Source organism: Ruegeria sp. AK11 (assembly GCF_056541095.1).
Genome location: NZ_JBQFXU010000004.1, coordinates 164664 through 190903 on the forward strand (window position 1 = coordinate 164664; position 26240 = coordinate 190903).

At 57.7% G+C, this 26240-nt stretch carries 32 protein-coding genes; 16 read left to right on the top strand and 16 right to left on the bottom strand.

The window, feature by feature from the left end; all coding sequences use genetic code 11:
- The first annotated feature begins 3 nt into the window (after positions 1 to 3).
- The 10 genes from ACR0D9_RS12505 to yddG all read left to right on the top strand — a co-directional run bounded on the left by ACR0D9_RS12505 (position 4) and on the right by yddG (position 7829).
- A complete protein-coding gene (locus tag ACR0D9_RS12505) occupies positions 4 to 570 on the top strand; it encodes a TlpA disulfide reductase family protein (protein WP_267363231.1) in 567 nt (188 codons plus the stop codon).
- Positions 571 to 633: 63 nt separating this feature from the next.
- Positions 634 to 831 (top strand): hypothetical protein, encoded by a 198-nt coding sequence (locus ACR0D9_RS12510; RefSeq protein ID WP_480538995.1) that lies wholly within the window; start codon positions 634 to 636, stop codon positions 829 to 831.
- A 42-nt stretch (positions 832 to 873) separates the two neighbouring features.
- Positions 874 to 1260, top strand: a complete 387-nt coding sequence (locus ACR0D9_RS12515) for a hypothetical protein (RefSeq protein ID WP_480538997.1) — start codon at positions 874 to 876, stop codon at positions 1258 to 1260.
- Positions 1257 to 2228, top strand: coding sequence for a sterol desaturase family protein (locus ACR0D9_RS12520; RefSeq protein ID WP_480538999.1), 972 nt, complete (start codon positions 1257 to 1259; stop codon positions 2226 to 2228). Before ACR0D9_RS12515 ends, ACR0D9_RS12520 begins: the two co-directional genes overlap by 4 nt.
- Positions 2229 to 2317: 89 nt before the next feature.
- A complete protein-coding gene (locus tag ACR0D9_RS12525; protein ID WP_480539001.1) occupies positions 2318 to 2506 on the top strand; it encodes a hypothetical protein in 189 nt (62 codons plus the stop codon).
- Positions 2507 to 2610: 104 nt separating this feature from the next.
- Positions 2611 to 3444 carry an EAL domain-containing protein gene (locus ACR0D9_RS12530; RefSeq protein ID WP_480539003.1) on the top strand — a complete coding sequence of 278 codons (834 nt, stop codon included), beginning with the start codon at positions 2611 to 2613 and terminating at the stop codon, positions 3442 to 3444.
- A gap of 190 nt (positions 3445 to 3634) precedes the next feature.
- A complete protein-coding gene (locus ACR0D9_RS12535) occupies positions 3635 to 4810 on the top strand; it encodes an acetyl-CoA C-acetyltransferase (RefSeq protein ID WP_209598663.1) in 1176 nt (391 codons plus the stop codon).
- Between the two features lie 187 nt (positions 4811 to 4997).
- Entirely contained in the window at positions 4998 to 5720 is a 723-nt protein-coding gene (gene phbB, locus ACR0D9_RS12540) for an acetoacetyl-CoA reductase (RefSeq protein WP_209506587.1), read from the top strand.
- A gap of 298 nt (positions 5721 to 6018) precedes the next feature.
- Positions 6019 to 6966: a transcriptional regulator GcvA gene (locus ACR0D9_RS12545; protein WP_480483103.1), complete on the top strand. Its 948-nt coding sequence runs from the start codon at positions 6019 to 6021 to the stop codon at positions 6964 to 6966.
- Complete coding sequence (gene yddG / locus ACR0D9_RS12550) at positions 6963 to 7829, top strand: aromatic amino acid exporter YddG (protein WP_480483101.1); 867 nt, start codon at positions 6963 to 6965, stop codon at positions 7827 to 7829. Before ACR0D9_RS12545 ends, yddG begins: the two co-directional genes overlap by 4 nt.
- Here yddG and ACR0D9_RS12555 read toward each other — a convergent pair.
- The 3 genes from ACR0D9_RS12555 to ACR0D9_RS12565 form a co-directional block, all read right to left on the bottom strand.
- Entirely contained in the window at positions 7826 to 7990 is a 165-nt protein-coding gene (locus ACR0D9_RS12555) for a YdcH family protein (RefSeq protein ID WP_083445267.1), read from the bottom strand. The two genes, yddG and ACR0D9_RS12555, sit on opposite strands and share 4 nt — an antisense overlap.
- A 131-nt stretch (positions 7991 to 8121) precedes the next feature.
- The gene (locus ACR0D9_RS12560) at positions 8122 to 8886 is read right to left on the bottom strand and encodes a tRNA1(Val) (adenine(37)-N6)-methyltransferase (RefSeq protein WP_480539005.1); all 765 of its coding nucleotides are present in this window, start codon (positions 8884 to 8886) and stop codon (positions 8122 to 8124) included.
- Positions 8883 to 9098 (bottom strand): putative signal transducing protein, encoded by a 216-nt coding sequence (locus tag ACR0D9_RS12565; protein ID WP_050604033.1) that lies wholly within the window; start codon positions 9096 to 9098, stop codon positions 8883 to 8885. The genes ACR0D9_RS12560 and ACR0D9_RS12565 overlap by 4 nt, the downstream gene beginning before the upstream one ends.
- Positions 9099 to 9154: 56 nt before the next feature.
- On the opposite strand from ACR0D9_RS12565, the gene ACR0D9_RS12570 reads away from it, so the two are divergent.
- Entirely contained in the window at positions 9155 to 10153 is a 999-nt protein-coding gene (locus ACR0D9_RS12570) for a polyprenyl synthetase family protein (protein ID WP_480506820.1), read from the top strand.
- On the opposite strand, the gene ACR0D9_RS12575 is transcribed toward ACR0D9_RS12570, so the two are convergent.
- From ACR0D9_RS12575 to soxR, 4 genes are all read right to left on the bottom strand, one after another.
- Positions 10146 to 10967 (bottom strand): 4-(cytidine 5'-diphospho)-2-C-methyl-D-erythritol kinase, encoded by an 822-nt coding sequence (locus ACR0D9_RS12575; protein WP_480539007.1) that lies wholly within the window; start codon positions 10965 to 10967, stop codon positions 10146 to 10148. The genes ACR0D9_RS12570 and ACR0D9_RS12575 overlap by 8 nt on opposite strands.
- Positions 10957 to 12627, bottom strand: coding sequence for a tetratricopeptide repeat protein (locus ACR0D9_RS12580; RefSeq protein ID WP_480486834.1), 1671 nt, complete (start codon positions 12625 to 12627; stop codon positions 10957 to 10959). The genes ACR0D9_RS12575 and ACR0D9_RS12580 overlap by 11 nt, the downstream gene beginning before the upstream one ends.
- Before the next feature lie 145 nt (positions 12628 to 12772).
- The gene (locus tag ACR0D9_RS12585) at positions 12773 to 14419 is read right to left on the bottom strand and encodes an electron transfer flavoprotein-ubiquinone oxidoreductase (RefSeq protein ID WP_480539009.1); all 1647 of its coding nucleotides are present in this window, start codon (positions 14417 to 14419) and stop codon (positions 12773 to 12775) included.
- A gap of 136 nt (positions 14420 to 14555) precedes the next feature.
- Positions 14556 to 15011 carry a redox-sensitive transcriptional activator SoxR gene (soxR, locus tag ACR0D9_RS12590; protein WP_209598669.1) on the bottom strand — a complete coding sequence of 152 codons (456 nt, stop codon included), beginning with the start codon at positions 15009 to 15011 and terminating at the stop codon, positions 14556 to 14558.
- 82 nt (positions 15012 to 15093) lie between these two features.
- Between soxR and ACR0D9_RS12595 the strand changes: the two genes are divergently transcribed.
- The 3 genes from ACR0D9_RS12595 (at position 15094) to ACR0D9_RS12605 (ending at position 17189) form a co-directional block, all read left to right on the top strand.
- The gene (locus ACR0D9_RS12595) at positions 15094 to 15474 is read left to right on the top strand and encodes a VOC family protein (RefSeq protein ID WP_209598670.1); all 381 of its coding nucleotides are present in this window, start codon (positions 15094 to 15096) and stop codon (positions 15472 to 15474) included.
- 234 nt (positions 15475 to 15708) lie between these two features.
- Complete coding sequence (greA, locus tag ACR0D9_RS12600) at positions 15709 to 16179, top strand: transcription elongation factor GreA (protein ID WP_209506599.1); 471 nt, start codon at positions 15709 to 15711, stop codon at positions 16177 to 16179.
- A 14-nt stretch (positions 16180 to 16193) separates the two neighbouring features.
- Positions 16194 to 17189 carry a hypothetical protein gene (locus ACR0D9_RS12605; protein WP_480539011.1) on the top strand — a complete coding sequence of 332 codons (996 nt, stop codon included), beginning with the start codon at positions 16194 to 16196 and terminating at the stop codon, positions 17187 to 17189.
- On the opposite strand, the gene ACR0D9_RS12610 is transcribed toward ACR0D9_RS12605, so the two are convergent.
- Genes ACR0D9_RS12610 through ACR0D9_RS12630 form a run of 5 tightly spaced genes read right to left on the bottom strand, consistent with a single transcriptional unit; the run spans position 17186 to position 21921 of the window.
- On the bottom strand, positions 17186 to 17779 hold the full coding sequence (locus ACR0D9_RS12610) for a GNAT family N-acetyltransferase (protein WP_480539013.1): 594 nt from the start codon (positions 17777 to 17779) through the stop codon (positions 17186 to 17188). The two genes, ACR0D9_RS12605 and ACR0D9_RS12610, sit on opposite strands and share 4 nt — an antisense overlap.
- A complete protein-coding gene (locus ACR0D9_RS12615) occupies positions 17776 to 19845 on the bottom strand; it encodes a molybdenum cofactor synthesis domain-containing protein (RefSeq protein WP_480539015.1) in 2070 nt (689 codons plus the stop codon). Before ACR0D9_RS12615 ends, ACR0D9_RS12610 begins: the two co-directional genes overlap by 4 nt.
- A complete protein-coding gene (gene mobB, locus ACR0D9_RS12620; protein ID WP_480483087.1) occupies positions 19842 to 20333 on the bottom strand; it encodes a molybdopterin-guanine dinucleotide biosynthesis protein B in 492 nt (163 codons plus the stop codon). Before mobB ends, ACR0D9_RS12615 begins: the two co-directional genes overlap by 4 nt.
- Positions 20330 to 20986: a molybdenum cofactor guanylyltransferase MobA gene (gene mobA, locus ACR0D9_RS12625; protein WP_209506605.1), complete on the bottom strand. Its 657-nt coding sequence runs from the start codon at positions 20984 to 20986 to the stop codon at positions 20330 to 20332. Before mobA ends, mobB begins: the two co-directional genes overlap by 4 nt.
- On the bottom strand, positions 20983 to 21921 hold the full coding sequence (locus ACR0D9_RS12630; protein WP_480506695.1) for a formate dehydrogenase accessory sulfurtransferase FdhD: 939 nt from the start codon (positions 21919 to 21921) through the stop codon (positions 20983 to 20985). Before ACR0D9_RS12630 ends, mobA begins: the two co-directional genes overlap by 4 nt.
- Here ACR0D9_RS12630 and ACR0D9_RS12635 point away from each other — a divergent pair.
- Both ACR0D9_RS12635 and ACR0D9_RS12640 read left to right on the top strand, forming a co-directional pair.
- Positions 21920 to 22630: an AzlC family ABC transporter permease gene (locus ACR0D9_RS12635; protein WP_480486607.1), complete on the top strand. Its 711-nt coding sequence runs from the start codon at positions 21920 to 21922 to the stop codon at positions 22628 to 22630. The two genes, ACR0D9_RS12630 and ACR0D9_RS12635, sit on opposite strands and share 2 nt — an antisense overlap.
- On the top strand, positions 22627 to 22959 hold the full coding sequence (locus tag ACR0D9_RS12640) for an AzlD domain-containing protein (RefSeq protein WP_267364537.1): 333 nt from the start codon (positions 22627 to 22629) through the stop codon (positions 22957 to 22959). The genes ACR0D9_RS12635 and ACR0D9_RS12640 overlap by 4 nt, the downstream gene beginning before the upstream one ends.
- Here ACR0D9_RS12640 and ACR0D9_RS12645 read toward each other — a convergent pair.
- The 4 genes from ACR0D9_RS12645 to ACR0D9_RS12660 all read right to left on the bottom strand — a co-directional run bounded on the left by ACR0D9_RS12645 (position 22948) and on the right by ACR0D9_RS12660 (position 26189).
- Positions 22948 to 23580, bottom strand: coding sequence for a hypothetical protein (locus ACR0D9_RS12645; protein WP_480475007.1), 633 nt, complete (start codon positions 23578 to 23580; stop codon positions 22948 to 22950). The two genes, ACR0D9_RS12640 and ACR0D9_RS12645, sit on opposite strands and share 12 nt — an antisense overlap.
- 17 nt (positions 23581 to 23597) lie before the next feature.
- Positions 23598 to 23732, bottom strand: a complete 135-nt coding sequence (locus ACR0D9_RS12650; RefSeq protein WP_267364539.1) for an aa3-type cytochrome c oxidase subunit IV — start codon at positions 23730 to 23732, stop codon at positions 23598 to 23600.
- 89 nt (positions 23733 to 23821) lie between these two features.
- Positions 23822 to 24361: a hypothetical protein gene (locus ACR0D9_RS12655; RefSeq protein WP_480486605.1), complete on the bottom strand. Its 540-nt coding sequence runs from the start codon at positions 24359 to 24361 to the stop codon at positions 23822 to 23824.
- The gene (locus tag ACR0D9_RS12660) at positions 24348 to 26189 is read right to left on the bottom strand and encodes a glycerophosphodiester phosphodiesterase (protein ID WP_480539017.1); all 1842 of its coding nucleotides are present in this window, start codon (positions 26187 to 26189) and stop codon (positions 24348 to 24350) included. Before ACR0D9_RS12660 ends, ACR0D9_RS12655 begins: the two co-directional genes overlap by 14 nt.
- Between the last annotated feature and the right edge of the window lie 51 nt (positions 26190 to 26240).

The window sequence follows — 26240 nt, forward strand, 5'->3', positions numbered from 1 at the left end:
GATATGCGCCTATTTCGTTTGATCCCCCTTTATATGGCCCTTGCGCTAGGTGCAAATGCCGCTTTGGCAACCGATGCCGCGACACTGGGCCCCTTACGGGAAGGCAGTCTGAAGCGCCTTATCCTGCATGAAGAACCCAAACCGGCAAAAGTGATCGAGTTTCAGCTGGAAGATGACGGGGGTGTCGGCACGCTGGCCGATTATGAGGGCAAGTATGTTCTGCTGAACTTCTGGGCCACCTGGTGCGCCCCCTGCCGCAAAGAAATGCCTCAGATCGCCGAGTTGCAGGACGAGTTCGGGGGGGACAAGTTTCAGGTTCTGACCCTTGCCACAGGCCGCAACTCACCAGCAGGAATCAAGAAGTTCTTCGAAGAAAATGGCATATCCAACCTGCCGCGTCACCAGGACCTCAGCTCGGCTGCTGCGCGCGAATTCGGTATCATCGCATTGCCCATCACGGTCATTCTGAATCCCGAAGGTCAGGAAATCGCGCGGTTGATCGGCGACGCCGAATGGAACTCGGACAGCGCGAAGGCGATTATCTCAACGCTTGTTGGCGCAGAAAGCTGAGGAATAGCCTAAAGATCAGTGAATCATCATATCCTCCGGGCATTCAACCCGGAGGATATTCTGGTGAAACCAATTGCAGGAATTGCGGCGACGGCGGGTGTTTTCTGGATGGCCGCCGATGCTGCTATCACCAAGGTTGTACTCAAGAAGGGCAAGGGAGATCCGGTAACCTACACGATCTCCGACCTGTATTCCCGCTTGTCGAATGGTTCCGGTCAAAGCCTTGGTTTTGGAACACAACTGACGCGACGCCACCTTTGACAGTTTCCATCCTCCTTTGCACTCTGCGCTCAGGAGGATGGAATGCCGCTGGAAATTCTATTGGTGTTGGTCGTTGGGGGCATAGCCGGGATTACGGTATTGTTGCATCTGACGGGCAAGTCGCGGTTGCACGTGCTGACGCCGGACACGGCGCCACGCCAGTGGCTGCGGCATTTCCCTGATGACACGGTGATCGACGTGACAATCGCCCATGACGGTCACGCGGCGCTGGTAAGAACCCAGAACGGGGCTGGGTTGATCTGGTCCTTCGGGGCCGACACAGTAGCGCGGCATCTCCTGGACTTCGACTGGTTTGAGACCGCCAATGGCATCGAAGTTCGGTTTCACGACTTCAGCACACCGCGCGCCACCCTTCACCTTGACCAGACCGAACGCCAGCACTGGCAACACTTGATGAGGCCCGCATGACAGACCAGATAAGCTTTCCCGATGCGGTGCAATGGGCCGTCCCGTTTTTCATCGCTGCTATTCTGGCAGAATTCCTGTGGATCGCAGTCAAAGGCAAAGGCGGGCGGTATGAAACGCGCGATGCTGTGACCTCGCTGATCATGGGGGCCGGGAACATCGCGTCGGGCTTTTTGCTGGGCTTTATTGCCTATGCGTTTTTCATGTGGCTGTGGCAGATCACTCCTTTGGATCTGGGCACGTCAATTCCCGTTATCATTCTGTGCTTTGTTCTGGATGATCTTCGCTATTACTGGGTACACCGTTTTGGGCATCGTATTCGCTGGGTCTGGGCCAGCCATGTCAACCACCACAGTTCACAGCACTACAATCTGACCACAGCTCTGCGGCAGACTTGGACCTATACCTTTACGTTCATGATGGTCGTTCGCGCGCCGCTGATCCTGCTGGGTTTCCATCCGGCCATGGTTCTGTTCGTCGGCGGATTGAATCTGATCTATCAGTTCTGGATTCACACCGAGGCCATCGGCAAAATGCCCCGATGGTTCGAAGCAGTCATGAATACCCCCAGCCATCATCGCGCGCATCACGGCAGGAACGCGCGGTACCTGGATTGTAATTACGCCGGAGTTTTCATCATCTGGGACAAGCTGTTTGGGACATTTGTGCCTGAACTGGAAAACGACCGTGTCGACTACGGGTTGGTTCACAATATCGGCACCTTCAACCCGTTGCGCGTTGCGTTTCACGAATGGGTCGGCATTTGGCACGATGCCACGCAGCCAGGCCTGACACTGCGGCAACGTCTGGCCTATTGTTTTGCACCTCCTGGGTACAGCCACGACGGCAGTCGCGACAACTCGGAACAGATAAAAGCCAAGCACTTGGCTCGCCACCCCGAGGACCGGGGAACGCCCGGTTTTGAGCAGGTCGACAAGATCCTGCCCAAAGGACAGGCAGAACAGGCCTGATACAGCCGTCAGGCCCCGCTAAACTTGAACTCCGGTCTTTGCACGCCATATCGGTGATTGAACGTGGCGCATAGATGAGCGAGGGGCGGATGAAACGTTTGGCAACCATATCAACCTTCGTGGGGTTGTTTGGCCTGTTGCTGGCCATGCTTGCTGCGCTTGGCAGCTTTGTTGGTGCACTGGTTGCATTGGGTTTTGTCCTGATGTTTCTGGGTGCGACAGGAGCCCTTCTTGGAGCCGCGGCGTCGCTGGCCCGTGCCGGGCATTCCGCGCGCTGAAAACCGCAATAAGCAACTTCATCTGACGCTTTAACCGCAGATTCATCTGTTTGCCCCGAAACTGTGTCAAAACACCTGTTCCGGACACACGGGAATCTGCGCCTATGGGAAACAAAAAGCTCACCAATCTTCCCGAAGGGTTGGACACCCCTTTGAATGCAGCAGTGTCAACACGGGATCGTTCGGTGGTTCAGATGGCAACCGATGCTGTGAAGCACAAGCAATGTCGGTTGGCCTTTCAGCCGGTTGTTCAGGCGCACCCGCCGCATGACATCGCGTTTTACGAAGGCTTCATTCGTGTATTGGATGAAACAGGGCGTGTTATCCCCGCGCGCGAGTTCATGCCACAGGTTGAAAACACTCCGATCGGACGTGATCTCGACTGCGTCGCGTTGGAACTTGGTCTGCGCACGTTGGTGAAGAACCCCCAGATCCGCCTGTCGATCAACATGTCCGCTCGCTCGATCGGTTATTCCAACTGGTCCGGTATACTGGACCGGTTTCTGAAACGGGATCCGCAGCTGGGCGAACGGCTGATCCTAGAAATCTCCGAAAGTTCTGCCATGCAGGTGCCGGAATTGGTGGTCGACTTCATGGACCGCCTACAGGATCGCGGCATCGCCTTTGCGCTGGACGACTTTGGTGCCAGCAACTTCAGTTTCCGCCACTTTCGCGAGTTTCTGTTCGACGCCGCCAAGATCGATGGTCAGTTTATCAGGGGCATCAGCAACAGCCCCGACAACCAGGCTTTGGTGCGGGCCCTGATTGCCGTAGCGCGTGAGTTTGAAATTCTGGTCACTGCCGAATCGGTCGAAACTCAGAAGGATGCGGCATTTTTGCTTGAAAGTGGCGTGGATTGCATGCAGGGTTTTCTGTTTGGCGCGCCCAGTGTTTCACCCCCGTGGAAACAGGAAAAAATTTCAAAAACAGCAAGTTGACCCGTGGGTGATCGACATTTTTCCGCCATTTCCCAAGCTGAGACAAGCTGCCCGTTGCTGCAAGTGCAGCATTACGCTATTGCAGAAGTACTTGAGCGGGGGATAACGGGGCGCTCTTGTTTCGAGAGGGAAACTCTCGGCCTGCGCCGTCAGACATTCCGCCAGACAATGACGGTAAAGGACTGATCATATGACCAACGTAGTAATCGCATCCGCCGCACGAACAGGTGTCGGCAGCTTTAGTGGTTCGTTTGCGAACACCCCCGCACATGATCTGGGCGCGGCCGTCCTGGAAGCAGTTGTTGAGCGCGCCGGGATTGAAAAAGGCGAAGTCAGCGAAACCATCTTGGGTCAGGTGCTGACTGCGGCTCAGGGCCAGAACCCGGCTCGGCAGGCGCATATCAACGCCGGTTTGCCGCAGGAAAGTGCCGCCTGGGGAATCAACCAGGTTTGCGGCTCGGGCCTGCGTGCGGTCGCATTGGGCGCTCAGCACATCCAACTCGGCGATGCCGACATCGTCGCCGCTGGTGGCCAAGAGAACATGACCCTGTCGCCCCACGCAGCTGCCCTGCGCGCCGGTCACAAGATGGGTGATATGAAATATATCGACACCATGATCCGCGATGGTCTGTGGGATGCCTTCAACGGCTATCACATGGGCCAAACGGCGGAAAATGTTGCCGAAAAATGGCAGATCAGCCGCGACATGCAGGATGAATTCGCTGTCGCCTCGCAGAACAAGGCTGAGGCGGCGCAAAAAGCTGGCAAGTTTGTCGACGAAATCGTGCCCTTCACCATCAAGACCCGCAAGGGTGACATCGTGATGGACAAGGACGAATACATCCGCCACGGCGCTACAATGGAAGCCATGGCAAAGCTGCGCCCCGCCTTCACCAAGGACGGATCGGTCACAGCTGCAAACGCTTCGGGCCTGAACGACGGCGCGGCCGCAACCCTGCTGATGTCAGCTCAAAACGCAGAGAAGCGCGGAATCGAACCTTTGGCGCGCATCGCGTCCTACGCAACTGCCGGGCTGGACCCGTCGATCATGGGCGTTGGCCCGATCTACGCTTCGCGCAAGGCATTGGAAAAGGCGGGTTGGTCCGTCGACGATCTGGACCTTGTTGAAGCCAACGAAGCCTTTGCCGCGCAGGCCTGCGCAGTGAACAAAGATATGGGCTGGGATCCGTCGATTGTGAACGTGAACGGCGGCGCAATTGCCATCGGCCACCCAATCGGCGCATCAGGTTGCCGCGTTCTGAACACGCTGCTGTTCGAAATGAAGCGCCGCGACGCAAAGAAAGGTCTGGCCACCTTGTGCATCGGCGGCGGCATGGGTGTCGCCCTGTGTGTGGAGCGCGACTAAGTGCGCCAATAACCAAATAGAAAAGGGCGTCCATGGGACGCCCTTTTTTGTTACACTGGGGTCGTACCCCTTAGATGCGACGATATTGCCATCCGAAATAAACACCCTAACGACGAAACAATATTGCGCACAAACATCTCTCAAAGTAACAGCATTACCAAGGCGACTAAAATTGGAGGAGTCCTAAATGGCACGTACAGCACTCGTTACCGGCGGTTCCCGCGGCATTGGCGCAGCAATTTCCAAGGCGCTCAAAGCCGAAGGATACAACGTTGCGGCCACCTATGCAGGGAATGACGAAGCCGCCGCGAAATTCACCGAAGAAACCGGCATCAAGACCTACAAGTGGAACGTCGCCGATTATGACGAATCCAAAGCGGGCATCGAAAAGGTCGAGGCCGAGGTTGGCCCCATCGACATCGTTGTCGCCAACGCAGGCATCACCCGTGATGCACCTTTCCACAAAATGACACCCGATCAGTGGAAAGACGTGATCGACACCAACCTGACCGGCGTGTTCAACACTGTGCACCCTGTCTGGCCCGGCATGCGCGAGCGCAAATTTGGCCGTGTCATCGTCATCAGCTCGATCAACGGCCAGAAAGGTCAGTTCGCTCAGGTGAACTATGCTGCGACCAAGGCGGGCGATCTGGGCATCGTGAAATCTCTGGCGCAGGAAGGCGCGCGGGCAGGCATCACGGCCAACGCGATCTGCCCCGGTTATATTGCAACCGAGATGGTGATGGCGGTGCCCGAAAAGGTACGCGAATCGATTATTGGCCAGATCCCCGCCGGTCGTCTGGGCGAGCCCGAAGAGATTGCACGCTGTGTGACCTTCCTGGCCTCGGACGAATCTCAGTTCATCAACGGCTCGACCATCTCGGCCAATGGTGCCCAGTTCTTCGTCTGATCTGCAATCAGAATTGTGAAAACGGGCCGGTCCATCAGGGCCGGCCCATCCTTATCCCGTAAGATCGCGCGCGCTGCGATCAGCGGGAACCCAATACCCAATTCCACAACTGCCGGACCACCTTGCCACGCTCTTCATGCGCGCGCAGGATCGCCACTTGGGCGGCGGGATTTATTGTCATCTCGATCATGGCAGCCGCCTTTCAATTCAGTTTTGCTTGACCTGATGTGAATATGAAGGTCACCTAGGATCATGACAAACGAAGTTTCCTGAACCTTCAGTTAAGAATTTCTTGACCATGAGTGATTATCTGCCCCCACTTACCGCGCTTCGGGCTTTTGATGCCGCGGCCCGGCACATGTCGTTCGCGAAAGCGGCGGAAGAGCTGCACGTGACGCCAGCGGCCCTGTCCTTTCAGATCAAATCGCTTGAGGAGCATCTGGGTCGCCCTCTGTTCCGCCGTCTGAACCGTGCTGTGGAACTGACTGATGCGGGCCGCGCCCTGGCCCCCGGCGCGGCAGAGGGCTTTGCCACATTGCAAAGCGCGTGGCGTGCTGTACGCAGGCAGGAGGATGACACCGGATTGACCGTCACCGCAGGTCCGGCACTGACTGCAAAGTGGCTCGCACCTCGCCTTTACGAATTCGCCCGTGCACATCCGGAAATCGACCTGAAATTCTCGGCCACATTGCGCAACATGGATCTGGAGCGAGATGATGTGGATGTTGCCATCCGGTTTGGCAATTCCGCCGATGAGGGGCTGTATTCCGTACCTGTAAGAAAAGAGTGGCTGACCCCGGTCATGACCCCGGAGCTAGCGGAGCAATTCACCACGCCAGACAGCCTGCGCGACGCACCGTTGATCCACGACGATTCGATCAATTTTCTGACCCCGCCCTGCGACTGGCCTGCCTGGTTCCGCGCTGTGGGTATCGATTTTATCCCCACTCATGGGGCGCATTTTTCCAACGCAGATCACGCGATTGACGCCGCTGTCGCCGGCGTTGGTGTCGCCCTTGGACGGCGCGCCATGATCCTCAAGGACTTGACCGAGGGTCGGCTGGTTGCCCCCTTCAAGGTCGCGCTGGAAACGCAGGGCCGGTTCCGGTTCCTGTGCCTTCCGGGGGCCGAAAAACGTCCTCAGATCTCAGCATTTCGGGATTGGTTCCTGACCGAGATTGAAAAGACCGCGCATATTTCGGATGAATTCGACATTATTCCGATCGAAGAGGTTTCCGGATCATGACCAAAACGCGCGCAACAGCCATCGGCTTTGGGGCCGTACTATTATGGGCTTTGCTGGCGCTTTTGACCGTCGGCTCTGCACCCACACCGCCATTGCTGTTGAACACGATCTGCTTTTCGATTGGTGGGGCACTTGGGTTGATTTGGACAGCCGCAACCGGTGGGTTTAGCGGGTTGAAACAGGTCCCCTGGACGACCTACCTGTTCGGTTCATTGGGTCTGTTCGGGTATCACGCATTGTATTTTTCAGCCCTGCGTATGGCCCCCGCGGCCGAGGCCGGGTTGATTGCCTATCTCTGGCCCCTTCTTATCGTTCTGTTTTCCGGCCTGCTGCCGGGCGAGCAGCTTCGCACTGGTCACTTGATCGGGGCATGCCTTGGCTTTGTTGGGGCTGCTTTGATCATCACCGGAGGCGGGAGCGCCGGTTTTCAGGCACAACACCTGCCGGGATATGCATTGGCCCTGCTTTGCGCCCTGACATGGTCAGGCTATTCGGTTTTGTCGCGCAAATTGGGGGGTACACCGACCAGTTCGGTTGCGGTCTTTTGTCTGATGGCTGCGATGGCTTCGGGTCTGCTGCATCTGGCCATAGAAGACACCGTGCTGCCCGACACGACACTGGGGTGGTTATCGGTATTGGCACTTGGCCTCGGGCCCGTTGGACTGGCCTTTTATGTATGGGATATCGGGGTAAAGCAGGGTGATATTCAAATGCTCGGGACCTCATCTTATGCGGCCCCGCTTTTGTCGACACTTGCTTTGGTGATGGCCGGGATCGCTGCCCCATCCTGGGGGCTGGCGATCGCGGCCTTTCTGATTACCGGCGGGGCCTTGATCGCGGCCCGTTCCAGTTTGAAATCTTAAGCAGACAGTCGCTCGATCTCTTCCTTCAGCTTGAGCTTCTGTTTCTTCAGCTGGGCTATGTGGAGATCATCGATGCCTGGCGAGCGTTGGGCTTGTTCTACTTCTAGACCGAGAGATTCGTGCTTTTTCTTCAGTTCTGTCAGATGTGCGCTCACGCTCATTGCGATCCTCCTTTTATACGTGTCTGAATGTCACGTAAGAAGTTGATCACATCGTTTCCACCCTGTCACGCTGCAGACGCACAGAATCTGAAACAAATCCGACAAAATCGGCTGGACATTGCCGGTCGTCGTCAAAACCCGGGCAGGGCAGCGGCCTTCCGGAGCACGGCCGAAACTGCATCCGTATAGCTTTCGCCGTCTTTTTCGTGACGTTCACCCGCGTGCACAATCAAAGGTGGGTGGAGGCGAAATGCCGCACGCCCTCCTTTGCGGGCGCGCAGAATGATCAGCTCAGCCTCTCGCCCTGTCCGTGGGCTTAGCGGCAACAACTCTACCGATCCCAGCAACCCCTGGCACGCTGCCAGCATGTCGGGCAGTCGATCGGCTTTCTGGATCATGTGCAGGTACCCTTTTGGCGCAAGGCGTTTGGCAGCCACTGCAATCCAGTCGGCCAACTGGGTGTCTTCGCTCAGGGCCACACTTCGTCCAGCATCCTTTGCAGGGCTATGCGCCCCCGCCCGATAATAGGGCGGATTCGCAATTACGTGATCGAACTGGCGCTGCCGAAACGCCTCAGGCAAAGCAGTCAGATCAGCTTGGACAACTTCCAGCTCTATCCGGTTGATTTCCGCATTTCTGCGGGCCAATTCCGCATAGGAAGGCTGTAGCTCGATACCTGTCAGGTGCAGACCGGGCACTCGGGAGGACAAGCAAAGAATGGCAGCCCCTGCGCCGCACCCCAGTTCCAACACGGACTGACCTGCGCTGGCCGGAACGGATGCGGCAAGCAATACCGGGTCGACCCCGGCACGATAACCCGACCGAGGTTGCAGCAATCGAACCCTGCCCCCCAAGAAATCATTGCAGCTGAGTTCGCTATCGGAAAACCGGGTCATCGGCCCAGCGGAATTTCATTGTCGCGCATCACACGTTCAGCACGGGTCAGGTCTTCGGCGCGAACCATCAGTCGGCGGGGAAAGATTCCGATCCCACCTTCGAGGATGCTCATATTTACGTCCATCTGAAAGCAGTCTATATCCTCGCCTTCAAGGAGAGCGGATGCAAAGGCCAGGATCGTCGGATCGGTACTGCGCAATAGTTCTTTCATGGGGATGGATGTAAGGGCAAGGCGGGGCGGAAGTCGAGCCTTGTATCAGGAGAATGATGACCGTCGGCATGATCTCAAAACCGCATGAGCGCCTCGCTGATATATTGGCGGGTGAAATGGAGGCTGTGAACACGTTGATCCGCACCCGGATGGCGTCGGACCATGCCCCACGTATCCCCGAAGTGACCCAGCATCTGGTCGAGGCGGGCGGAAAGCGCCTGCGCCCGATGCTGACATTGGCAGCGGCGCGGCTGTTTGGCTATTCGGGCGAGCACCATGTACGCCTTGCTGCCACGGTCGAGTTCATCCATACCGCTACCCTTCTGCACGACGACGTTGTGGATGAGAGCGCGCAGCGGCGCGGACGCCCGACCGCAAATCTACTTTGGGGCAATAAATCCAGTGTGCTGGTCGGTGATTACCTGTTTTCTCGCAGCTTCCAATTGATGGTCGAAACGGGTTCGCTGCGGGTTCTGGATATCTTGGCCAATGCCTCAGCAACCATCGCCGAGGGCGAGGTGCTGCAAATGACCGCAGCAACCGACCTGCGGACAGATGAAAGCGTTTACCTACAGGTCGTGCGCGGCAAGACAGCAGCTTTGTTTTCAGCTGCGACCGAGGTGGGCGGCGTGATCGCCGGTGCATCGGAAGAACAGATCAAGGCCCTGTTCGATTATGGTGACGCATTGGGGATAGCATTCCAGATTGCAGACGATCTGCTGGACTATCAAGGGGACAGCAAGACAACCGGCAAGAATGTGGGCGATGATTTCCGCGAACGAAAGCTGACCCTGCCTGTCATCAAGGCTGTTGCACAGGCCACGCCCGAAGAACGCGCATTCTGGGAGCGTACAATCGAAAAAGGCCGCCAACAGGACGGTGATCTGGATCATGCGCTGGGTTTGATGGACAAATACGCAACGCTGGAAAAAACCCGGCAGGACGCTTTGGGCTGGGCGAACAAGGCAAAGGCATCTTTGGATGTTCTGCCCGATCATGAAATTCGCAGCCTGCTGCGCGAACTGGCCGATTACGTGGTCTCGCGCCTTAGTTAAGCTGCGTCGCGCGGCACCACCAGTCAGGATGCGCCGCACCGATCTCATAGGCCGCGAAATGCGCGTCTTTCATTGTGGGATATAGGGCAAAACAGGTTGATCCTGACCCCGACATGCGCGTCACAAGGGCACGACTGGTCATGTTCAACTCGTCCAAAACCTGTTCGATCTCACGTGCAACGCCCATGGCAGGTACCTGCAAATCATTGCGTTGATCACGCAACCACAGGGCACAGGCTTCAGCGTCTTCAAAATCTGGAACCAGCTCAGGCATCGGCGGATTGTCTCGGGACGCCAGCGCGTTGAAAACGGCTCCTGTCGGCACCGGCACATTCGGGTTGACCAACAGGGCGGGTAGGTTCGGAAAGTTCACCGCCGCCAAACGATCGCCAATGCCTTGCATTCTGATCGCCCGGCTTTCCAGACAAACGGGCACATCTGCCCCCAGTGACAACGGCAGGTCAGGCGGGATGTCACGGCCCAGACCGCCCAGCATATTCATCGTGGCGGCCGCATCCGATGACCCACCCCCAATACCTGCGCCGTGGGGCAGAGATTTGGTCAGGTCGATATGCCCGGTCCAACCGACACCTTCGGCCGCTTTCCAGACCAGGTTACGGCTGTCCGTGGGCACGCCTTCAGCAAACTCCCCACTCACGTCCATAGTCAGCTCGGGGCCGGGTGTGAATGTCAACTGATCGCCGAGATCAGCAAAAACCACTAACGAATCCAACAGGTGATAACCGTCCTTACGACGTCCGGTCACATGCAGGGTCAGGTTGATCTTGGCGGGCGCAAACGCCTTAATTTCCATTTGCGACTTTCAAAGGTTCCGCACCTTCTTCGGCCAGAACGGCACTTAGTCCGACCTCGATCTTGCGTCGAATGCGATCTGGGTCAGCCTCGCCATCTGTGTCTTCGGGGTCAACAAAGGACAGCGCCCGCTTCCATTGGAACTCGGCCTCGCGCGCACGTCCAACAGCCCAATAGACATCCCCCAGATGATCATTGACGACCGGATCAACAGGCATCAACTCGACCGCACGCTCCATATGCTCGACCGCTTCTTCGTAACGACCCAGACGGAACAGAACCCAACCCAGACTATCCACGATGTAGCCGCTATCCGGGCGGGCTTCGACCGCGCGTTGGATCATGTCCAGCGCTTCATCCAGCTTTTCTTTCCGTTCTACCAAAGAATAGCCCAAGTAGTTCAGCACCTGCGGCTGATCCGGATTCAACTCCAGCGCCCGGCGGAAATCGGTTTCAGCCTGATCCCACTGCTTCAGCCGCTCGTGGCTTATGCCGCGCGCGTAGTGCAGGAACCAATTCCCACCTGCCTGACTGTCCGTCAAAGCAATCGCAGTGTCGTAAGAGGCAACCGCAGCCGCATAGTTTTCCTGACGACGCTGAAGATCTGCCAGAGAAACATGCACGCTAGGCAAATCAGGGTTTTGCAGCGCCAGGTTTTGCAGAACTTCAATGGCCGCATCGGTTTTTCCGGATTTATCCAGGATTTCGGCCCGTCCAAGTTCTGCGGCATGGTGGTCATTGCTGCCTGCCGGGACCATACGATAGGCCGCAACAGCCAGATCATACTGTTGCAGCTTGTCCAGCAATTCCGCGCTCAGCAGAATGGCGTCCACGTGGTCAGGGCGCAGAAAGCTCGCCAGTCGCGCGTAAAGCAGGACGTAGTCTGCCGAAGCCTCGCTGTTCAATGCGGCACCAACGGTAAAGAATATTTCCGCCATGCCATCCAGCGCAGAGCCCGCATGGGTGAACGGAAGCGTCTCGCCCGCGGTCAATTGGCCGGTATAGGCTTCAATGGTCGGATCGCTACCGGAAACAAACACATCGTCCAGAAACTGTATGGCGTCTTCGTTGCGATCCAGCTGTGACAGCACCTCTGTACGGGCCAGCGCGGCCCGACGCGAGAACCGCGCAACCGCGCCGTTATTATCCGCAAATATCACCTCGGCACCTTCGAAATCGCCGATAGAGGCCAATGCCATGGCTTTGTGATACAGCGCAAATTCCCTGAGGCCTTCCTGCGTGGCCACGGCATCGAACTGCTCCATGGCCTTTGTCATTTCACCTTGCCCCAGATGGGCCCATGCGATCATCAGTCCATCAACTAAAGGACCGATCCCCTGCGTTTCAGGGTCACGCGCCAGAAGTTCGTCAAACTTGCCGTCAGCAATCAAATTGGCCGAAATCGCCATGCGCGCGGCCTGACTGGGAAGGTTGGCTTCCTCGATCTGCTTTGCAACAGGCAAAGCACGGGCAATTTCCCCCAGCGCAAGGCGGGCGACAACAACGCTTTCCAAGAGCAGCGCGTTTTCCGGATCAAACCGGAGAGCCTGGGCGTAGTATCTTTCCGCCGCAGAATAGTCGCTTTCGTAGATCGCCTGACGCCCGGCCAGATATGAACCGGCACCCGAATCCGAATAGGCCGGAACTGCGACCGACGACATGAGCAGCACGGACAATGCCGCGCGACGAACCAGGGAAACCACCGAAATCCTGCCTTACTATCGTTGACTGACGGTTAAGCTAGGGCTTCGGTCGGCAAGAGGCAATGGCAGAGCCTTCACGACCCTGCCATTGCCGGTTTTTTGCTTACATGTTCGGATAGTTTGGTCCGTCGCCCCCCTGCGGTGTGGTCCAAGTGATATTCTGGCTTGGATCCTTGATGTCGCAGGTTTTGCAGTGAACGCAGTTCTGGAAGTTGATGACGAATCGCGGACCGTTGTCATCCTCGACCATTTCGTACACGCCTGCCGGGCAATAGCGCTGCGCCGGTTCGTCGAACTTGGGCAGGTTGACCTTGACCGGGATATCCGGGTCCGTCAGGCGCAGGTGGCAGGGCTGGCTTTCCTCGTGATTGGTTGCCGCAAAGGACACGTTGGTCAGACGGTCAAAGGACAGCGTGCCATCGGGCTTGGGATAATTGATCGGCTTGTGCTTGCTGGCTTCCTCGGTCGACTGGGCATCGTTCTTGCCATGTCCCAGCGTACCAAAGAGCGAAAAGCCCAATGTGTTGGTCCACATGTCCAGACCACCCAGCACCAGCGAAGGGATCATGCCCCACTTGGACCACATCGGCTTGACGTTGCGCACCTTCTTCAGGTCCTTGCCAATTGCGCCATTGCGGACATCGGCCTCGTAAGCGGTCAGCTCATCGCCTGAACGGTCAGCCTTGATCGCGTCATAAGCAGCCTCAGCCGCGGCCTTGCCCGACAGCATCGCGTTGTGGTTGCCCTTGATGCGCGGCACGTTGACCATGCCCGCAGAACAGCCCAGCAGCGCCACGCCCGGTGCCACCAGCTTGGGCATCGATTGAAGGCCGCCTTCGGTGATCGCACGGGCACCGTAAGCCACGCGCTTGCCGCCTTTCAGCAGCTCGGCCACCATCGGGTGATGCTTGAAGCGCTGGAATTCCATGTAGGGGTACAGGTGCGGGTTCTTGTAGTTCAGGTGAACCACAAAGCCGACATAGACCTGATTGTTTTCAAGATGATAGATGAACGACCCGCCGCCTGCGTTGCCGCCCAGAGGCCAGCCCATTGTGTGCGTGACCGTACCTTCCTTGTGCTTTGCCGGATCGATCTCCCAGATCTCTTTCATGCCGACGCCGTATTTCTGCGGCTCTTTGCCGGCAGACAAGTCGTATTTGGCGATGACTTCCTTGGACAGTGAGCCGCGCACACCTTCCGACAGGAAAACGTATTTGCCGTGCAATTCCATACCCGGCTCGGTGTTGGGGCCATAAGAGCCGTCCGCTTCCAGACCAAAGACACCGGCCACTACGCCTTTGACTTCACCGTTATCGCCGTAAACCAGTTCGGAACAGGCCATGCCGGGGAAGATTTCCACGCCCAGTTCCTCGGCCTGCTCGGCCATCCAGCGGCAAACATTGCCCATCGAAACGATGTAGTTGCCATGGTTGTTCATCAGCGGCGGCATCGGGAAGTTGGGGATGCGGATTTTACCTGCCTCGCCCAGCATGTAGAAATTGTCTTCATGCACCGGCACGTTCAGCGGAGCACCCTTAGCATTCCAATCCGGGATCAAAGCATCCAGCCCGCAGGGATCGAGAACTGCGCCAGACAGGATATGAGCGCCCACTTCCGAGCCCTTTTCCAGAACGACAACGTTCAGATCCGCATCCAGCTGTTTCAGACGAATGGCCGCCGACAGGCCCGCAGGACCTGCGCCTACGATCACCACGTCATATTCCATTGCTTCGCGTTCAATCTCGGCCATCGCGGGCTCCCTAGCTTACTTTCGGAATTGGCGCTGTCACTGCAGGATCTGCGCAATTTTGTTTCACGGCTGATTACATGGTCAGTAAGACTTTGGTCAATCGAAACACGGCGTAACAAGGGCGCTATTCGACACATCAGTCCTCTGGTGCATCACCCATCAGGTATCTGGGGCCGCTACCATGGGATTTTGCCCTGTCATCGGGGTTATAAAGCTTGCATTTCGGCAAGCTGAGGCACCCACACCCGATGCAGCCGTCCAGATTGTCGCGCAATCGCATCAGGGTATCGATTCGCTGGTCCAGATGAGTGCGCAACCGCACGCTTATGGCTTTCCAATCTTGTGGTGTCGGTGTTCGCTTTCCCGGCAAGCCCGACAAGACCTCGCGAATTTCAGGCAAGGTCAGGCCGAACTGCTGTGCGATCATGACAAAACTCAGCCGCCGGATATCCGCCCGCTGGTAACGTCGCTGCCCACCCGCATTGCGCCAGGGCGCAATCAAACCCTGTGCTTCGTAATACCGGATCGCTGAAACGGCCAACCCCGTACGTCGGGCCAATGCCCCGATTGCCAACCCTTCTGAAACAGCCATGTCGCCCTCGAAGAAATACCTTGACCTAAAGTTAGGTTTAGAAATTACGGTGAGTCGAAACAAGCCAAAAAAAGGAGATCCCATGATGGCAACGCTTGAACATACCAATTTCACTGTCAGCGACCCACAGGCCTCGGCCGCCTGGATGCAGCAGGTCTTTGGCTGGAAAACACGGTGGGAAGGACCCGCAATATCAGGCGGATACACGGTGCATGTCGGATCGGCCCACACCTATCTTGCGCTTTACAAACCAGATGCGCCGAAACCATTGGTCGAAAGCAGCTACGATATCGTCGGCGGGCTGAATCATGTTGGTGTTCTGGTCGAAGATATCGATGCAACCGAGGCCAAGGTGCGCAAGGCCGGGTTCGAACCCCATAATCATGCCGATTACGAACCGGGGCGTCGGTTCTATTTCAGGGATGACAACGGCATCGAGTTTGAAGTGGTTCAATATGATTGAGATGCTGTGGCTCTGCACGCCTTCAAAGCGATGGTGCAAGGGTGGGCAACCGGACCATCGCCATAGGCCACACCCGAAACAATCCCAGCGGCGCAATGTTGCAAATTGATCGCTGCACCTGCTGACACCCCTTGCAATTCACGTGGTATTTGGGTCAGGTAATCGTCAACCTAGGACTCGCCCCGACGCTTCTGTGCGGCGGGGCGAGTCAGTTTATGCGTGGACGTAGAGAGTATGGAAAAGATCCCGATGACGCCTGCGGGCAATGCCGCACTCGCAGCTGAGCTGAAGAACCTCAAATCCGTCGAACGCCCTGCGATCATCGAAGCCATCGCATCGGCGCGAGAACTTGGCGACCTGAAAGAAAACGCCGAATATCATTCAGCCCGCGAAAAGCAGGGGTTTATCGAAGGTCGCATCAAGGAACTGGAAGGTATCCTGTCACTGGCGGATGTAATTGACCCGGCAAAACTGTCTGGCGCGATCAAGTTTGGCGCAAAGGTTACATTGGTTGACGAGGATACCGACGAAGAAAAGACGTGGCAGATCGTCGGTGAATATGAAGCCAATATCGAAGCCGGCCTTTTGAATATCAAATCCCCCATCGCCCGCGCCCTGATCGGCAAGGACGAAGGTGACAGTGTCGAGGTGCGCACCCCTGGCGGCGTGCGCTCTTATGAAATTCTGAGTATCAAGTACGCCTGACCGGAGCGCATGTAATGTCGGGGCCCAAACCTGACCCGGAAACTGAAAGACCGACTTCGCTGGGCATCTATGACCGCCCAAAGGCACCGTCTGTCACCGAGATTGAGATTGCCGCACTGGTGCTCAGCCTGATTTGGCTGGTGGTGTCGGTTGTTTTTCTGGTGTTGCCGGGTAAGGCGCAGAGCGGTGGTTTTGTTGTCACCTTTCTGGCCGTTTTCATGCCTGTGGCGATGATCTGGGTCGCGGCCACTGCCATGCGTGCCAGCCGCGTGATGCGCGAGGAAAGCGCGCGGCTGCAAACTGCGATTGATGCGATCCGTCAGGCTTATGTGGCGCAGCAGCAGCGCGCATCCAGCACCTACGAACCTGCGGTAGCAAAGAAACTGGATGAGATCGCAGCCGCGACGCGGAAAACCGAAAGCGCTCTGGCAACATTTTCGACCAAGCGCACAACGCCCCCTTATGCCCCTGCAAAACCACTCGTTGCAGGTGCTCAAACCTCGCTTGAACTGGGCACATCTGCGGAAGAAATTGCGCCACCGCTGAGCACCGATATCTTTATCCGCGCCTTGAACTTCCCGGAAACTCAGAATGACACCGAAGGGTTTAATGCCCTGCGCGTGGCGCTGAAAGACCGCAAGACGGCGCAGATCGTACAAGCCTCGCAGGATGTTCTTACACTGCTCAGCCAGGAAGGCATCTATATGGACGACCTGCGCCCTGACATGGCCCGGCCCGAAATCTGGCGTCAGTTCGCGCAGGGCGCGAGGGGTCGCGCCGTTGCCGCGCTTGGGGGTGTACGCGACAGGTCCTCGCTGGCGCTGACAGCTGCGCGGATGAAACAGGATCCCATTTTCCGCGACGCCGCCCACCATTTTCTTCGCCGCTTCGACAAGATGATGGCCGAGTTCGAGCCCACCGCAAGCGATGCAGAACTGAGCGCGTTGGGTGAGACCCGCACCGCGCGGGCGTTCATGTTGCTGGGGCGCGTAGCCGGGACGTTTGATTAATCAGGCAAAACGACCCAAGACATCTTGGTCGCGCTGCTGAAACCAAACAAGTAACTTAAAGGCCCGGTTTTTTCTTCACCCACAGGCCGAAATCCTTCGCGCTTGTATAAAGCGCGGGCGCGGGGATTTGTGTCGATAACGTCAAGCTGAACCACTGACATGTTTTGTTTCCGCGCTTCACACTTAACGGCATCCAGCAAGGCAGTACCAACCCCTTTGCCACGCGAGCCCGCGGCCACAAATATGCCATCCATCTGAAACACGCCGGGTTTCAATTCGCGCTCCAAAATGCTGAGGATGAGGGCGCGCCAAATGGCCCCAAGCCAGCCATAGACCTTTGCAAGGTCTGACATTCCGCCTCCGGCCAATGCACCATCGCGTGTCTTGAAACCTGCAAGCCCCAAAATCCGGTCTTCCTTGTCCCGTGCAACAAGCGCGAAATCCGGGTTCAACGAAGTTTCGAAGAAAGCCAGCCCCTTTTCATCCGGACCCATGACTTTGTTCAGTTTCGCCGAAAATGCCTGCCAGAACAGGGTCGCCACCAGTGGGCGTTCCGCATCAGAAAAACCGCGTGAGACCGTGATTTTCACAACCCAAAACTGCCATACGGGATAAACCGAACCATATCCCCGGGTTGGATATGCCGGGCACCATCTTCTATTTCGACCAGCCCTTCGGCCCAGCTGAGCCCGCTGATCCGGCCTGATCCTTCTGACTTGAAGACTACAACCCGGCCTTCCCGTATGCGCGCGCGCAGGTATTCGCGGCGGCCCGGTTTCTTGCGCTTTTCAAAGGCAGCGGGCACTTCGAACCCTTGCGGCTTGATCCAGCCTTCGCCAGACATCAGGCCCAGCGCCGGTCGCGCAAAGATCAAGGTGCAGACCAAGGCGGCAACGGGATTGCCGGGCAGTCCAAAGACCGGAGTTCCGGACCACAACCCCAAAGCCAGAGGGCGACCGGGTTTCAAGGCGATCCGCCAATGTTGCATCGCCCCCGCCTGGCGCAGCAAGGCAGATACGTGGTCTTCGTCACCAGCAGATGCGCCACCACTCGTCAGTATCACATCTGCCTGTTCCGCAGCCTGGTCCAGCCGTTCCCGCAGGGCATCCCGATCATCTGACACACGCCCCATATCCACAGGTACAAACCCCAATCTCTCGACCAGAGACAGAAGCATCGGGCGGTTGGCGTCGAATATCTGACCCGGTCCGGCGCACTCTCCGGCGTCGACCAGTTCATCACCGGTCGATACCACGGCGACACGCAGCGGTTTGCGCACCTTCACCTCGGCAATGCCCAAAGCGGTGAGCAGCGCAAGATCAGCCGGTGTCAATCGGCGCCCTGTAGGCAGGGCCAGATCGCCCGCGGCCACATCCTCGCCCACTTGCCTGGTATTCGCCCCCTGTTTCAGCGGACCATGGAATGCGATATGCCCGTCTTTTACTGTGACATCCTCTTCCAGAATAACCGTATCCACTCCGTCAGGCAGCGCGGCACCCGTCAGAACGCGCACTGCCTGACCCTCGGGAACATCACCGTCGAACGGGATACCGGCTGCAGCACGCCCATCGACCAGCGGCAGGACCTGTGGCCCATCTGAAACCGGACCAGCGAACCCGAACCCATCCACGGCTGTATTCGGCTGCGGCGGGTTGGAACGTTGGGCTATCACATCCTCTGCCAGAATGCGCCCACTCGCCTTGTTCAGCGCGACCACCTCGACCGAGGTAATCGGATGCAACCTGTCGCGCAAACAGGCCAAGGCGTCATCAACCGGCGTCCACTCCACACCCGCTGGCAGCGCAAAACAGTCGTTGCGCAACGGTGGCGGGGCTATGTTCGGCTTGTTCTGTGTAACACCCAAAATCCAGCCTTCCTCTGCCGCTGAAACATCTAATTGCGCATTCAACTCCTGCTCTGTCAAACGCGACAGAGTCAAGGCGACCTGTTCGACCTGCCAGGCATCCTTGATCCGCCCGTCCGGTGGCGCACCCAAGGTGAGCGACGGCCAGATTTCCACAAAGGCGACGGGTTTATCCAACGGCTCGAACGGCCAGACCGCGACTTGTCCGGCAAAGCGATGGCGGAGCCTGCTCAGAACTGGAAGCCCCATCATCACCTGCCCACCGACCGCGCCGGCACCCGCCATCTGCCAGCAGGTGAAACTGCCTTTTGCCAAGGCTTCAACCGCACGTCGGTCGGAAAACGGATTGGAATAGCCCGTTTTGGTTCTCGGCAAACCATCAATGTCACGCCCGAGGCCATTCATCCAAAATGGGCCTCTTCCTCCGAATTGTCGATTGATCCGGCCTGCCAAGTCGAAACGATTGTTCGTTTTCGAACTGTCCTCGACATGCTGTTTGAACCAGTCCCACAAGGTCAAGGGGTCATCCGTACCGGTCATCGCGCGGGCAAAACCCTTCGGGTATCCAAAAGGGAAATCAAACCCCAGAAACAGGCGGCGACCTGCCTTCAGTTCGGTGCAGATCAGGGCATCCAGCCACGCTTCGGCAAGCGCCCGGTTGCGCAGGTATTCGGGTTCCTGTGCCTGCCCTTCACGCACAATACAGACCCAGATCGCGTCTTTGCGCGGCGTTGGTCCTGTGTCATTTCCACCAGACCAGTCCACCATGGCAAAGGTCTGGAACAGGGTCACAAACCGACCTCATCTAATATGAAGTCCGCGATCCTGACTGTGTCGTTCAGGTCGAAAACCGGGCGATCCAGTTCCAGCGCCGTGTCGCTGGCAACGGCTCGAACGGTATCGTTTTCAATCGCGATCAGAGGGTTTCCTGCCTCGGCGCGAAACGCCTCGATCTTTGGGTGGCCTTCCCGTTTGAAGCCTTCAACCAGCACCAGATCAACCGGAGAAAGCCGCGCCAGCAGTTCGCCCAATGGCGGCTCGGGTGCGCCGCGCAGCTCCTGCATCAAAGCGATGCGCTGCCCCGACGCAAGCAAAACCTCGCTCGCGCCAGCAACGCGGTGACGATGACTGTCCGTGCCCGGCTGGTCCACATCGACGCCGTGATGCGCGTGTTTGACGGTTGAGACGGTAAAGCCCCGCCCCATGATCTCGGCCACCAGCCGTTCCATCAGCCCTGTTTTGCCTGCGTTTTTCCAGCCAGTGACGCCGTAGACTCTCATACCTGCTCCAACAATGTCCGGGCGCGGTCCAGATCGTCAGGCGTATTTACATTGAAGAACGGATCAAACGGGTCAGCCTGAAACAAAGCCTCGCGCCCGTCATGTTTATCAGTCCACAGCACGACCTTGCGCAACCCGTCCGTCAGAGCCGCCCGCAGATCATCGCGCAACGCCACAGGCCAGAGCCCAAAGGTCGGGTGCCGGTTGACCCGCCTGCCCCCACCGGATTTCAGCGCCTCGTCGCCCGTTCGCGGAGTAGTGGCCAAGACCAGAGGATGCACCTGCCCCGCTGCCGCCTCTTGCAGGCGCGCCACCAGATCACGCGGGAAGAACGGTGTATCTGCGGCAGCCGTTACGATGCTGTCGGCCCCCTGATCTGCCGCCCAATCGAGCCCCGCCAGAACACCGGCCAAAGGGCCAGCGAAGCCTTCGATCGAGTCAGGCAGAACGGGTAGCGTCAGATCGCTGAAACGCTCGGGATCGCCATTTGCGTTCAGGGCCAAACCATCGACTTGCGGAGACAGCCGGTCAACGACATGGGACAGCAGGCTCTGCCCACCAATCTGCAATAGACCTTTGTCACCGCCGCCCATCCGGGTGGCCTGCCCGCCTGCGAGGATGACGCCGAGGGGTTTCCTGTTTTCATCACTCATTGGCTACTCTTCCGCCTGTGTTTCCTGTCTTCGGCCACAACCGTCGACGGATCCACATCACGAACCAACCGTTCCTCACCGGAAAGACAAACAAAGCGCTGTCCGCGCATCCGGCCGATCAGCGTAAGGCCGACCTCACGCGCGATCTCAACACCCCAGGCGGTGAATCCGGAACGGGACGCCAACACGGGAATGCCCATCATCGCCGTTTTGATCACCATCTCCGATGTCAGGCGACCGGTGGTATAGAGGATTTTGTCCTCTGCCGTCGCCCCCTCGGACAGCATCCAGCCTGCGATCTTGTCGACAGCGTTATGGCGACCCACGTCTTCCATATAAACCAGCGGGCGGTTTTCCCGGCACAAGACAGTCCCATGAATTGCCCCGGCTTCAAGATACAGCGACGGGGTGCGGTTGATCTTGGCCGCCAGTTCGTAAAGCCACGAGGTCCGCACCTGCACTTGCGGCAGCTGAACGCCCTCAAGGCCCTCCATCATGTCCCCGAATACTGTGCCCACAGCGCAACCACTGGTGCGCGTCTTTTTCTTCAGCTTGTCCTCGTACGAAGTCGCGCGTGCGGTGCGGACAACTACGGTTTCAAGATCATCATCGTAATCGACACGGGTAATCTCATCACCAGCCAGCAGCATGCCCTGATTTCGCAGAAAACCCAGCGCCAGATATTCGGGATAGTCGCCAATGGTCATCGCCGTCACAATTTCCTGCGCGTTGAGGAAGATCGTCAGTGGGCGCTCTTCAACCACTGAAATCTGACTGACCTCGCCATTCTGGTCCACCCCCTCGACCGCACGGGTCAGGCGGGCCGCGCCCGGATCAGGAGCGATTATATAGTCTGACACGTCGGATTCGGTGACCAATTGCAACCCCTTCACAAGACCGATACTGCTGCTGGCGTCACCATAGGATTTAGCCATGGCCTCTGCCACATCCAAGTCATACTTCTGGAAAGGTTTTCGCGACGGCACGCCGTTTGTCTTCGTGGCTGTGCCTTTTGGTCTGTTATTCGGTGTTTTCTCGACAGAAGCCGGGTTGAATATCGTACAGACCATCGCCTTTTCCATCACCGTCTTTGCAGGCGCGGCGCAGTTCACAGCTCTGCAACTTCTGCAGGATGAAACGCCGACAATCATCGTTTTGATCTCGGCCCTGGCAGTGAACCTGCGGGTCGCGATGTATTCCGCGTCGCTGACGCCGTATCTGGGTGCCGCGCCCTTGTGGCAGAGAGCATGTGCGGCTTACCTGATCGTGGATCAGTCTTACGCCTGTTCAATCGCGCAGTTCGAAAAAGAGCCTGATCTGACGATCACCCAGCGAATGGCCTATTTCCTGGGTTCGGTCACTCCGATCACACCGCTGTGGGTTTTGGGAACCTGTCTGGGTGCCGTGCTGGGCGCTCAAATACCGGAAAGCTGGGCGCTGGACTTTGCCCTGCCGATCACCTTTCTGGCGATGATCGGGCCAATGATGCGTACGCTGGCCCATGTCATCGCCGCCCTGGTCGCCATTGTCGTTGCCCTGCTGACCGTGAGTGTGCCGTTCAATCTGGGCCTGCTGATCGCAGGCGCGGCAGGGATGATGGCCGGTGCGCAGGCAGAATTGATGCTAAAGCGGAACGCGCCATGAACCAGATCGACCAGACAACAATATGGATCATCATCGCGGGTCTTGCGGTGGGCAGCTATGCTTTGCGCTTTACCTTCATCGGTCTCGTCGGTGATCGCCCGATGCCGCCCTGGTTGTTACGTCACCTTCGATATACAGCCGTGGCCATCCTGCCCGCACTGATCGCGCCGCTGGTGGTTTGGCCTGCAGCCACCGAAGGACAACCGGATATACCCCGTATGTCGGCCGCAGCGGTTGCATTGTCTGTGGGCATTCTAACCAAGAATGTGCTGGCCGCCATCTTTACCGGGGCGGCAACACTTTACATATTGCTGTATTTAGTTGGATGAAGCCGCGTCCAGCTGGTTCAGGCGCGCATTGTTGAACGCCAGTCCCTTCTGCAGGTCCGCGTCGTCGTTTTCACGGTACTCCGCCGTTTGAACGCCTTGCAAGGCCCCAAACTGATCCGACAGTTTGACCGGATAGAATGTGGTCGTGATCTGTTCGAACCCCGGAACCTGCTGCAACAGCTGCGAGGTAGAGTTCGCACAGAATGCACCAGCCACCGGGCCCATCTGCTTGGCCAGTTGCAATGCAATTTCGGCCTGTTGCGGAGTGACCTCGATCGTCTGGATGCGCGCATAATGTGTTTCGCGGGCGTGGCTGCTGCGATACGCACGTTCGACATTCGGGGTAATACCGTACAGCACATCGTTCCTGATCGGTACAACATCCGCCCGGAACGATCCTGCCGGGTCGAAAATAACCCGCTCACTGCCGCTGATCATCAACGACGTATGCGCACCCGAACCGGTTCGGGTGCTGATCATCGTGTACAAGGTCAGGGTCGATGGCCCCGGATCGCGATAGGAGCGGGACGTAATTTCAGTTTGATCCGCTTGCGGGCGCTGTGATGCAGCGCAACCAGCCAGCGTTGCGGCCACGAGGCACGCAGTCAATATCCTGAGCAAAGCCGCCCCCGAATTGCTTACGAGGCGAAAACTGCCAGGAACAGGCACAACAAGGCGATCGCGACCACACACCAAGTGGTGGCTTTGATGAAACCGTTGAAAGTTTTGGTTTGAACGTCGATGTTCATTTCGCCGTGCTTGTATTCAGCCATGAGTCTCAGAATCCCAATTCGCGTGTTTGACCTGTTGGATAATGGAAAACAAAACGCCTGTCACCACGTCATTCGCGCGCAGGGCGCGCTTACTTGAGGACCGAGCATCCTGGATACCCAAACCCCCACCGCCAGGGCAGGCCGCTGCACGGCCCGCCACCGAAACGAACCGCCCCATACATGGCATCCGCAGTGATCGCATGAATGGTGCGGATCTGATCAGGTTCCATATCGTAGCGATCCGCATATTCGTCGGCATTCAGATCTCCATGCGCCGCAACACAGGCATGCAGGGCATCGTCCGCCGCCAAACGCGCGTCATAGCTTTCCTCGGCCGAATCCGCGCCGCCAGCATTGTGATATGCCCGGTCGTGGATCACACAACAGTTTTCCCAAGGTGGATGTTCTTCAAAAATCTCACCAACCTGCGGGAATTGCTTTGCCACCCAGCGCCAGCTTGCGGACAACCCACCCGAGCACCCGTCTGTTTCAAATGGTTGCAGCTCGGCTCCGTCGCTCTGGTCCATCAAGGCGCGATGGGCAGGCATTTCGAACCGGCGCATCAAGTCCTGTGCCAAGGCAACATGCGGAATGATGAGTAACAGCAGCGACAGATTAAGGGCTTTCATCGCGCATCGCCTTGGTGTCGACTTGTAATCCGAACGCCGTGGCCAGCCACAACATCAGCCGCTCTGCCGGTCCCATTTCGGCGCGCACGCGAAGAACCTCATTGGCCATAGCCGGGCGATCGGTAATCAGACCATCAACGCCCATAGACGCCATTTTAGACATTTGCAGCGGATCGTTTACTGTCCAGACATAGATATCCTTGCCGGCATCGTGAACCTTTCGGATCAGGCCCGGCGTCGCCATCCCTGCGTTAACGGCGACAAACTCGCCCTCCAACCCCGACAGATCACCAACGGCTGTGGCCGCCAATACACCCGAACGCCAGTCAGGGCGCAGTTTCTTCATCTTTTGGACAGCCGGGTACTTCAACGACATGGTGGCGACCTCGTCCTGCATCTCCAACTCTTCCACCAGTTTGATCACCCGGTTTTCCAGATCGATATCATGGCCATAGTATTTCAGTTCGATAAGAACCCTGGACTTGCCTTTGGCCGCCTCCAGCACATCACGCAGAGTTGGCGTGCGTTCCGAGGCGTATTCCGGGTCGAACCAGCTGCCGATGTCGATATCGGCCACATCCGCCATTGTGGCATCCCAGACCTTCAGATTAACACCCGCCAGCTTCATGAAATCGCTGTCATGGGCCACGATGATCACGTCATCCGCAGATTCCTGAACATCGATTTCAACCCAATCCGCGCCGTCCTCGATGGCTTTCAGAACCGAGGCCATCGTGTTTTCCGGCCGCAAGGCCGCAGCACCCCGGTGGCCAATGACCTCGGCATGATCCGGGGCCTGCACACGTTCCAGCAGACTTTGACCTGACCAAAGGCCAATACCCAACGCGGCTAGGGATGCACCCACTGTCACAAATACAGGCGCCCGAATTTTCCGGGGCTCTGGGTGAGCGATCTTTTTTCCGTCTGTATCGAAAAACCCGTCCAGCAAGACGGCCAGCGCGCCCAGCGCCGTTGCTGCCAAAACCAGCCCCGCCAATGACCACAGCCCAGCGACGACAAAGCTGAAGGTCAGGGCCAGCTTGAGGTTGCCGCCGTCCTGCACGGGTACGAAAGTAAACAAAAGGCTGGCCACTGCGGCAATCAAAGCGGCGATGACAAGGCGCATCCCCAGCCAAAGGGCAAGTTCGATCTTCAACCGCCCGCGCTTGCCCTCCATTTTCTGCGCACTTTGGGCAAACGCCGTTCGGGGCGCAGTTCGTTCGAAAAGGACCAAATGCAGGGCCAGCGCCCAGGCCGACAGACGGCGGATCAAAAGCCACGCCAGTACAAGAACAACCACTCCGATCAGAAGAGCCGCCACCTTGAAGGCGGGGGGGCGGAAGGTCAGGTAATAGTTGATGTCGTATTCAGTCAGCGTCCACCAAGCGATCAGGCCAGCGACAGCCACGAATGGCAGGGCAAGCAACAGGACACGCAGGATGAAACGCACGGCAAATCCGAACAACGCCGGGAAACGGGACAGGATCAATGCGAGCGCCGCACTGCCAGCACGCCAGGGATCCTGTTCGCCCATGCGCAGCGACCCGGCCATGACCGAGAACACAAAGACCTCAGCCAGCAGAAACAAACTCAGAACTACAACAGACGAGATAAACCCGACCGGAGACAGCAGGAACATGGCAATGTCCTGATCGGTCAAGGCCGTCTGGTCAGACAGAGAGACTGCCAGATTGACCGCCAGCGCCACCCCTGGCGCAATCAACGCCACAAGCAGCAACCGGACAGCGATATAGATAGGCACAAAAACCCGACGCCGGGCCCAGGCCCCCGCGTAGGCATGTGTTACGGCATGGAAATATCTGCTCACGCGGTCGCCTCCGAACTGATACATTCATTCAAAGGCGCGCAAACGTGAATT

Excerpts from the sequence above, each read along its gene's own strand:
- ACR0D9_RS12505 (WP_267363231.1), top strand. The coding sequence starts at position 4 with ATGCGCCTATTTCGTTTGATCCCCCTTTATATGGCCCTTGCGCTAGGT.
- ACR0D9_RS12515 (WP_480538997.1), top strand. The coding sequence starts at position 874 with ATGCCGCTGGAAATTCTATTGGTGTTGGTCGTTGGGGGCATAGCCGGG.
- ACR0D9_RS12520 (WP_480538999.1), top strand. The coding sequence starts at position 1,257 with ATGACAGACCAGATAAGCTTTCCCGATGCGGTGCAATGGGCCGTCCCG.
- ACR0D9_RS12525 (WP_480539001.1), top strand. The coding sequence starts at position 2,318 with ATGAAACGTTTGGCAACCATATCAACCTTCGTGGGGTTGTTTGGCCTG.
- ACR0D9_RS12530 (WP_480539003.1), top strand. The coding sequence starts at position 2,611 with ATGGGAAACAAAAAGCTCACCAATCTTCCCGAAGGGTTGGACACCCCT.
- ACR0D9_RS12535 (WP_209598663.1), top strand. The coding sequence starts at position 3,635 with ATGACCAACGTAGTAATCGCATCCGCCGCACGAACAGGTGTCGGCAGC.
- phbB (WP_209506587.1), top strand. The coding sequence starts at position 4,998 with ATGGCACGTACAGCACTCGTTACCGGCGGTTCCCGCGGCATTGGCGCA.
- ACR0D9_RS12545 (WP_480483103.1), top strand. The coding sequence starts at position 6,019 with ATGAGTGATTATCTGCCCCCACTTACCGCGCTTCGGGCTTTTGATGCC.
- yddG (WP_480483101.1), top strand. The coding sequence starts at position 6,963 with ATGACCAAAACGCGCGCAACAGCCATCGGCTTTGGGGCCGTACTATTA.
- ACR0D9_RS12555 (WP_083445267.1), bottom strand. The coding sequence starts at position 7,990 with ATGAGCGTGAGCGCACATCTGACAGAACTGAAGAAAAAGCACGAATCT.
- ACR0D9_RS12560 (WP_480539005.1), bottom strand. The coding sequence starts at position 8,886 with ATGACCCGGTTTTCCGATAGCGAACTCAGCTGCAATGATTTCTTGGGG.
- ACR0D9_RS12565 (WP_050604033.1), bottom strand. The coding sequence starts at position 9,098 with ATGAAAGAACTATTGCGCAGTACCGATCCGACGATCCTGGCCTTTGCA.
- ACR0D9_RS12570 (WP_480506820.1), top strand. The coding sequence starts at position 9,155 with ATGACCGTCGGCATGATCTCAAAACCGCATGAGCGCCTCGCTGATATA.
- ACR0D9_RS12575 (WP_480539007.1), bottom strand. The coding sequence starts at position 10,967 with ATGGAAATTAAGGCGTTTGCGCCCGCCAAGATCAACCTGACCCTGCAT.
- ACR0D9_RS12580 (WP_480486834.1), bottom strand. The coding sequence starts at position 12,627 with ATGTCGTCGGTCGCAGTTCCGGCCTATTCGGATTCGGGTGCCGGTTCA.
- ACR0D9_RS12585 (WP_480539009.1), bottom strand. The coding sequence starts at position 14,419 with ATGGCCGAGATTGAACGCGAAGCAATGGAATATGACGTGGTGATCGTA.
- soxR (WP_209598669.1), bottom strand. The coding sequence starts at position 15,011 with ATGGCTGTTTCAGAAGGGTTGGCAATCGGGGCATTGGCCCGACGTACG.
- ACR0D9_RS12595 (WP_209598670.1), top strand. The coding sequence starts at position 15,094 with ATGATGGCAACGCTTGAACATACCAATTTCACTGTCAGCGACCCACAG.
- greA (WP_209506599.1), top strand. The coding sequence starts at position 15,709 with ATGGAAAAGATCCCGATGACGCCTGCGGGCAATGCCGCACTCGCAGCT.
- ACR0D9_RS12605 (WP_480539011.1), top strand. The coding sequence starts at position 16,194 with ATGTCGGGGCCCAAACCTGACCCGGAAACTGAAAGACCGACTTCGCTG.
- mobB (WP_480483087.1), bottom strand. The coding sequence starts at position 20,333 with ATGAGAGTCTACGGCGTCACTGGCTGGAAAAACGCAGGCAAAACAGGG.
- mobA (WP_209506605.1), bottom strand. The coding sequence starts at position 20,986 with ATGAGTGATGAAAACAGGAAACCCCTCGGCGTCATCCTCGCAGGCGGG.
- ACR0D9_RS12635 (WP_480486607.1), top strand. The coding sequence starts at position 21,920 with ATGGCCTCTGCCACATCCAAGTCATACTTCTGGAAAGGTTTTCGCGAC.
- ACR0D9_RS12630 (WP_480506695.1), bottom strand. The coding sequence starts at position 21,921 with ATGGCTAAATCCTATGGTGACGCCAGCAGCAGTATCGGTCTTGTGAAG.
- ACR0D9_RS12640 (WP_267364537.1), top strand. The coding sequence starts at position 22,627 with ATGAACCAGATCGACCAGACAACAATATGGATCATCATCGCGGGTCTT.
- ACR0D9_RS12650 (WP_267364539.1), bottom strand. The coding sequence starts at position 23,732 with ATGGCTGAATACAAGCACGGCGAAATGAACATCGACGTTCAAACCAAA.
- ACR0D9_RS12655 (WP_480486605.1), bottom strand. The coding sequence starts at position 24,361 with ATGAAAGCCCTTAATCTGTCGCTGCTGTTACTCATCATTCCGCATGTT.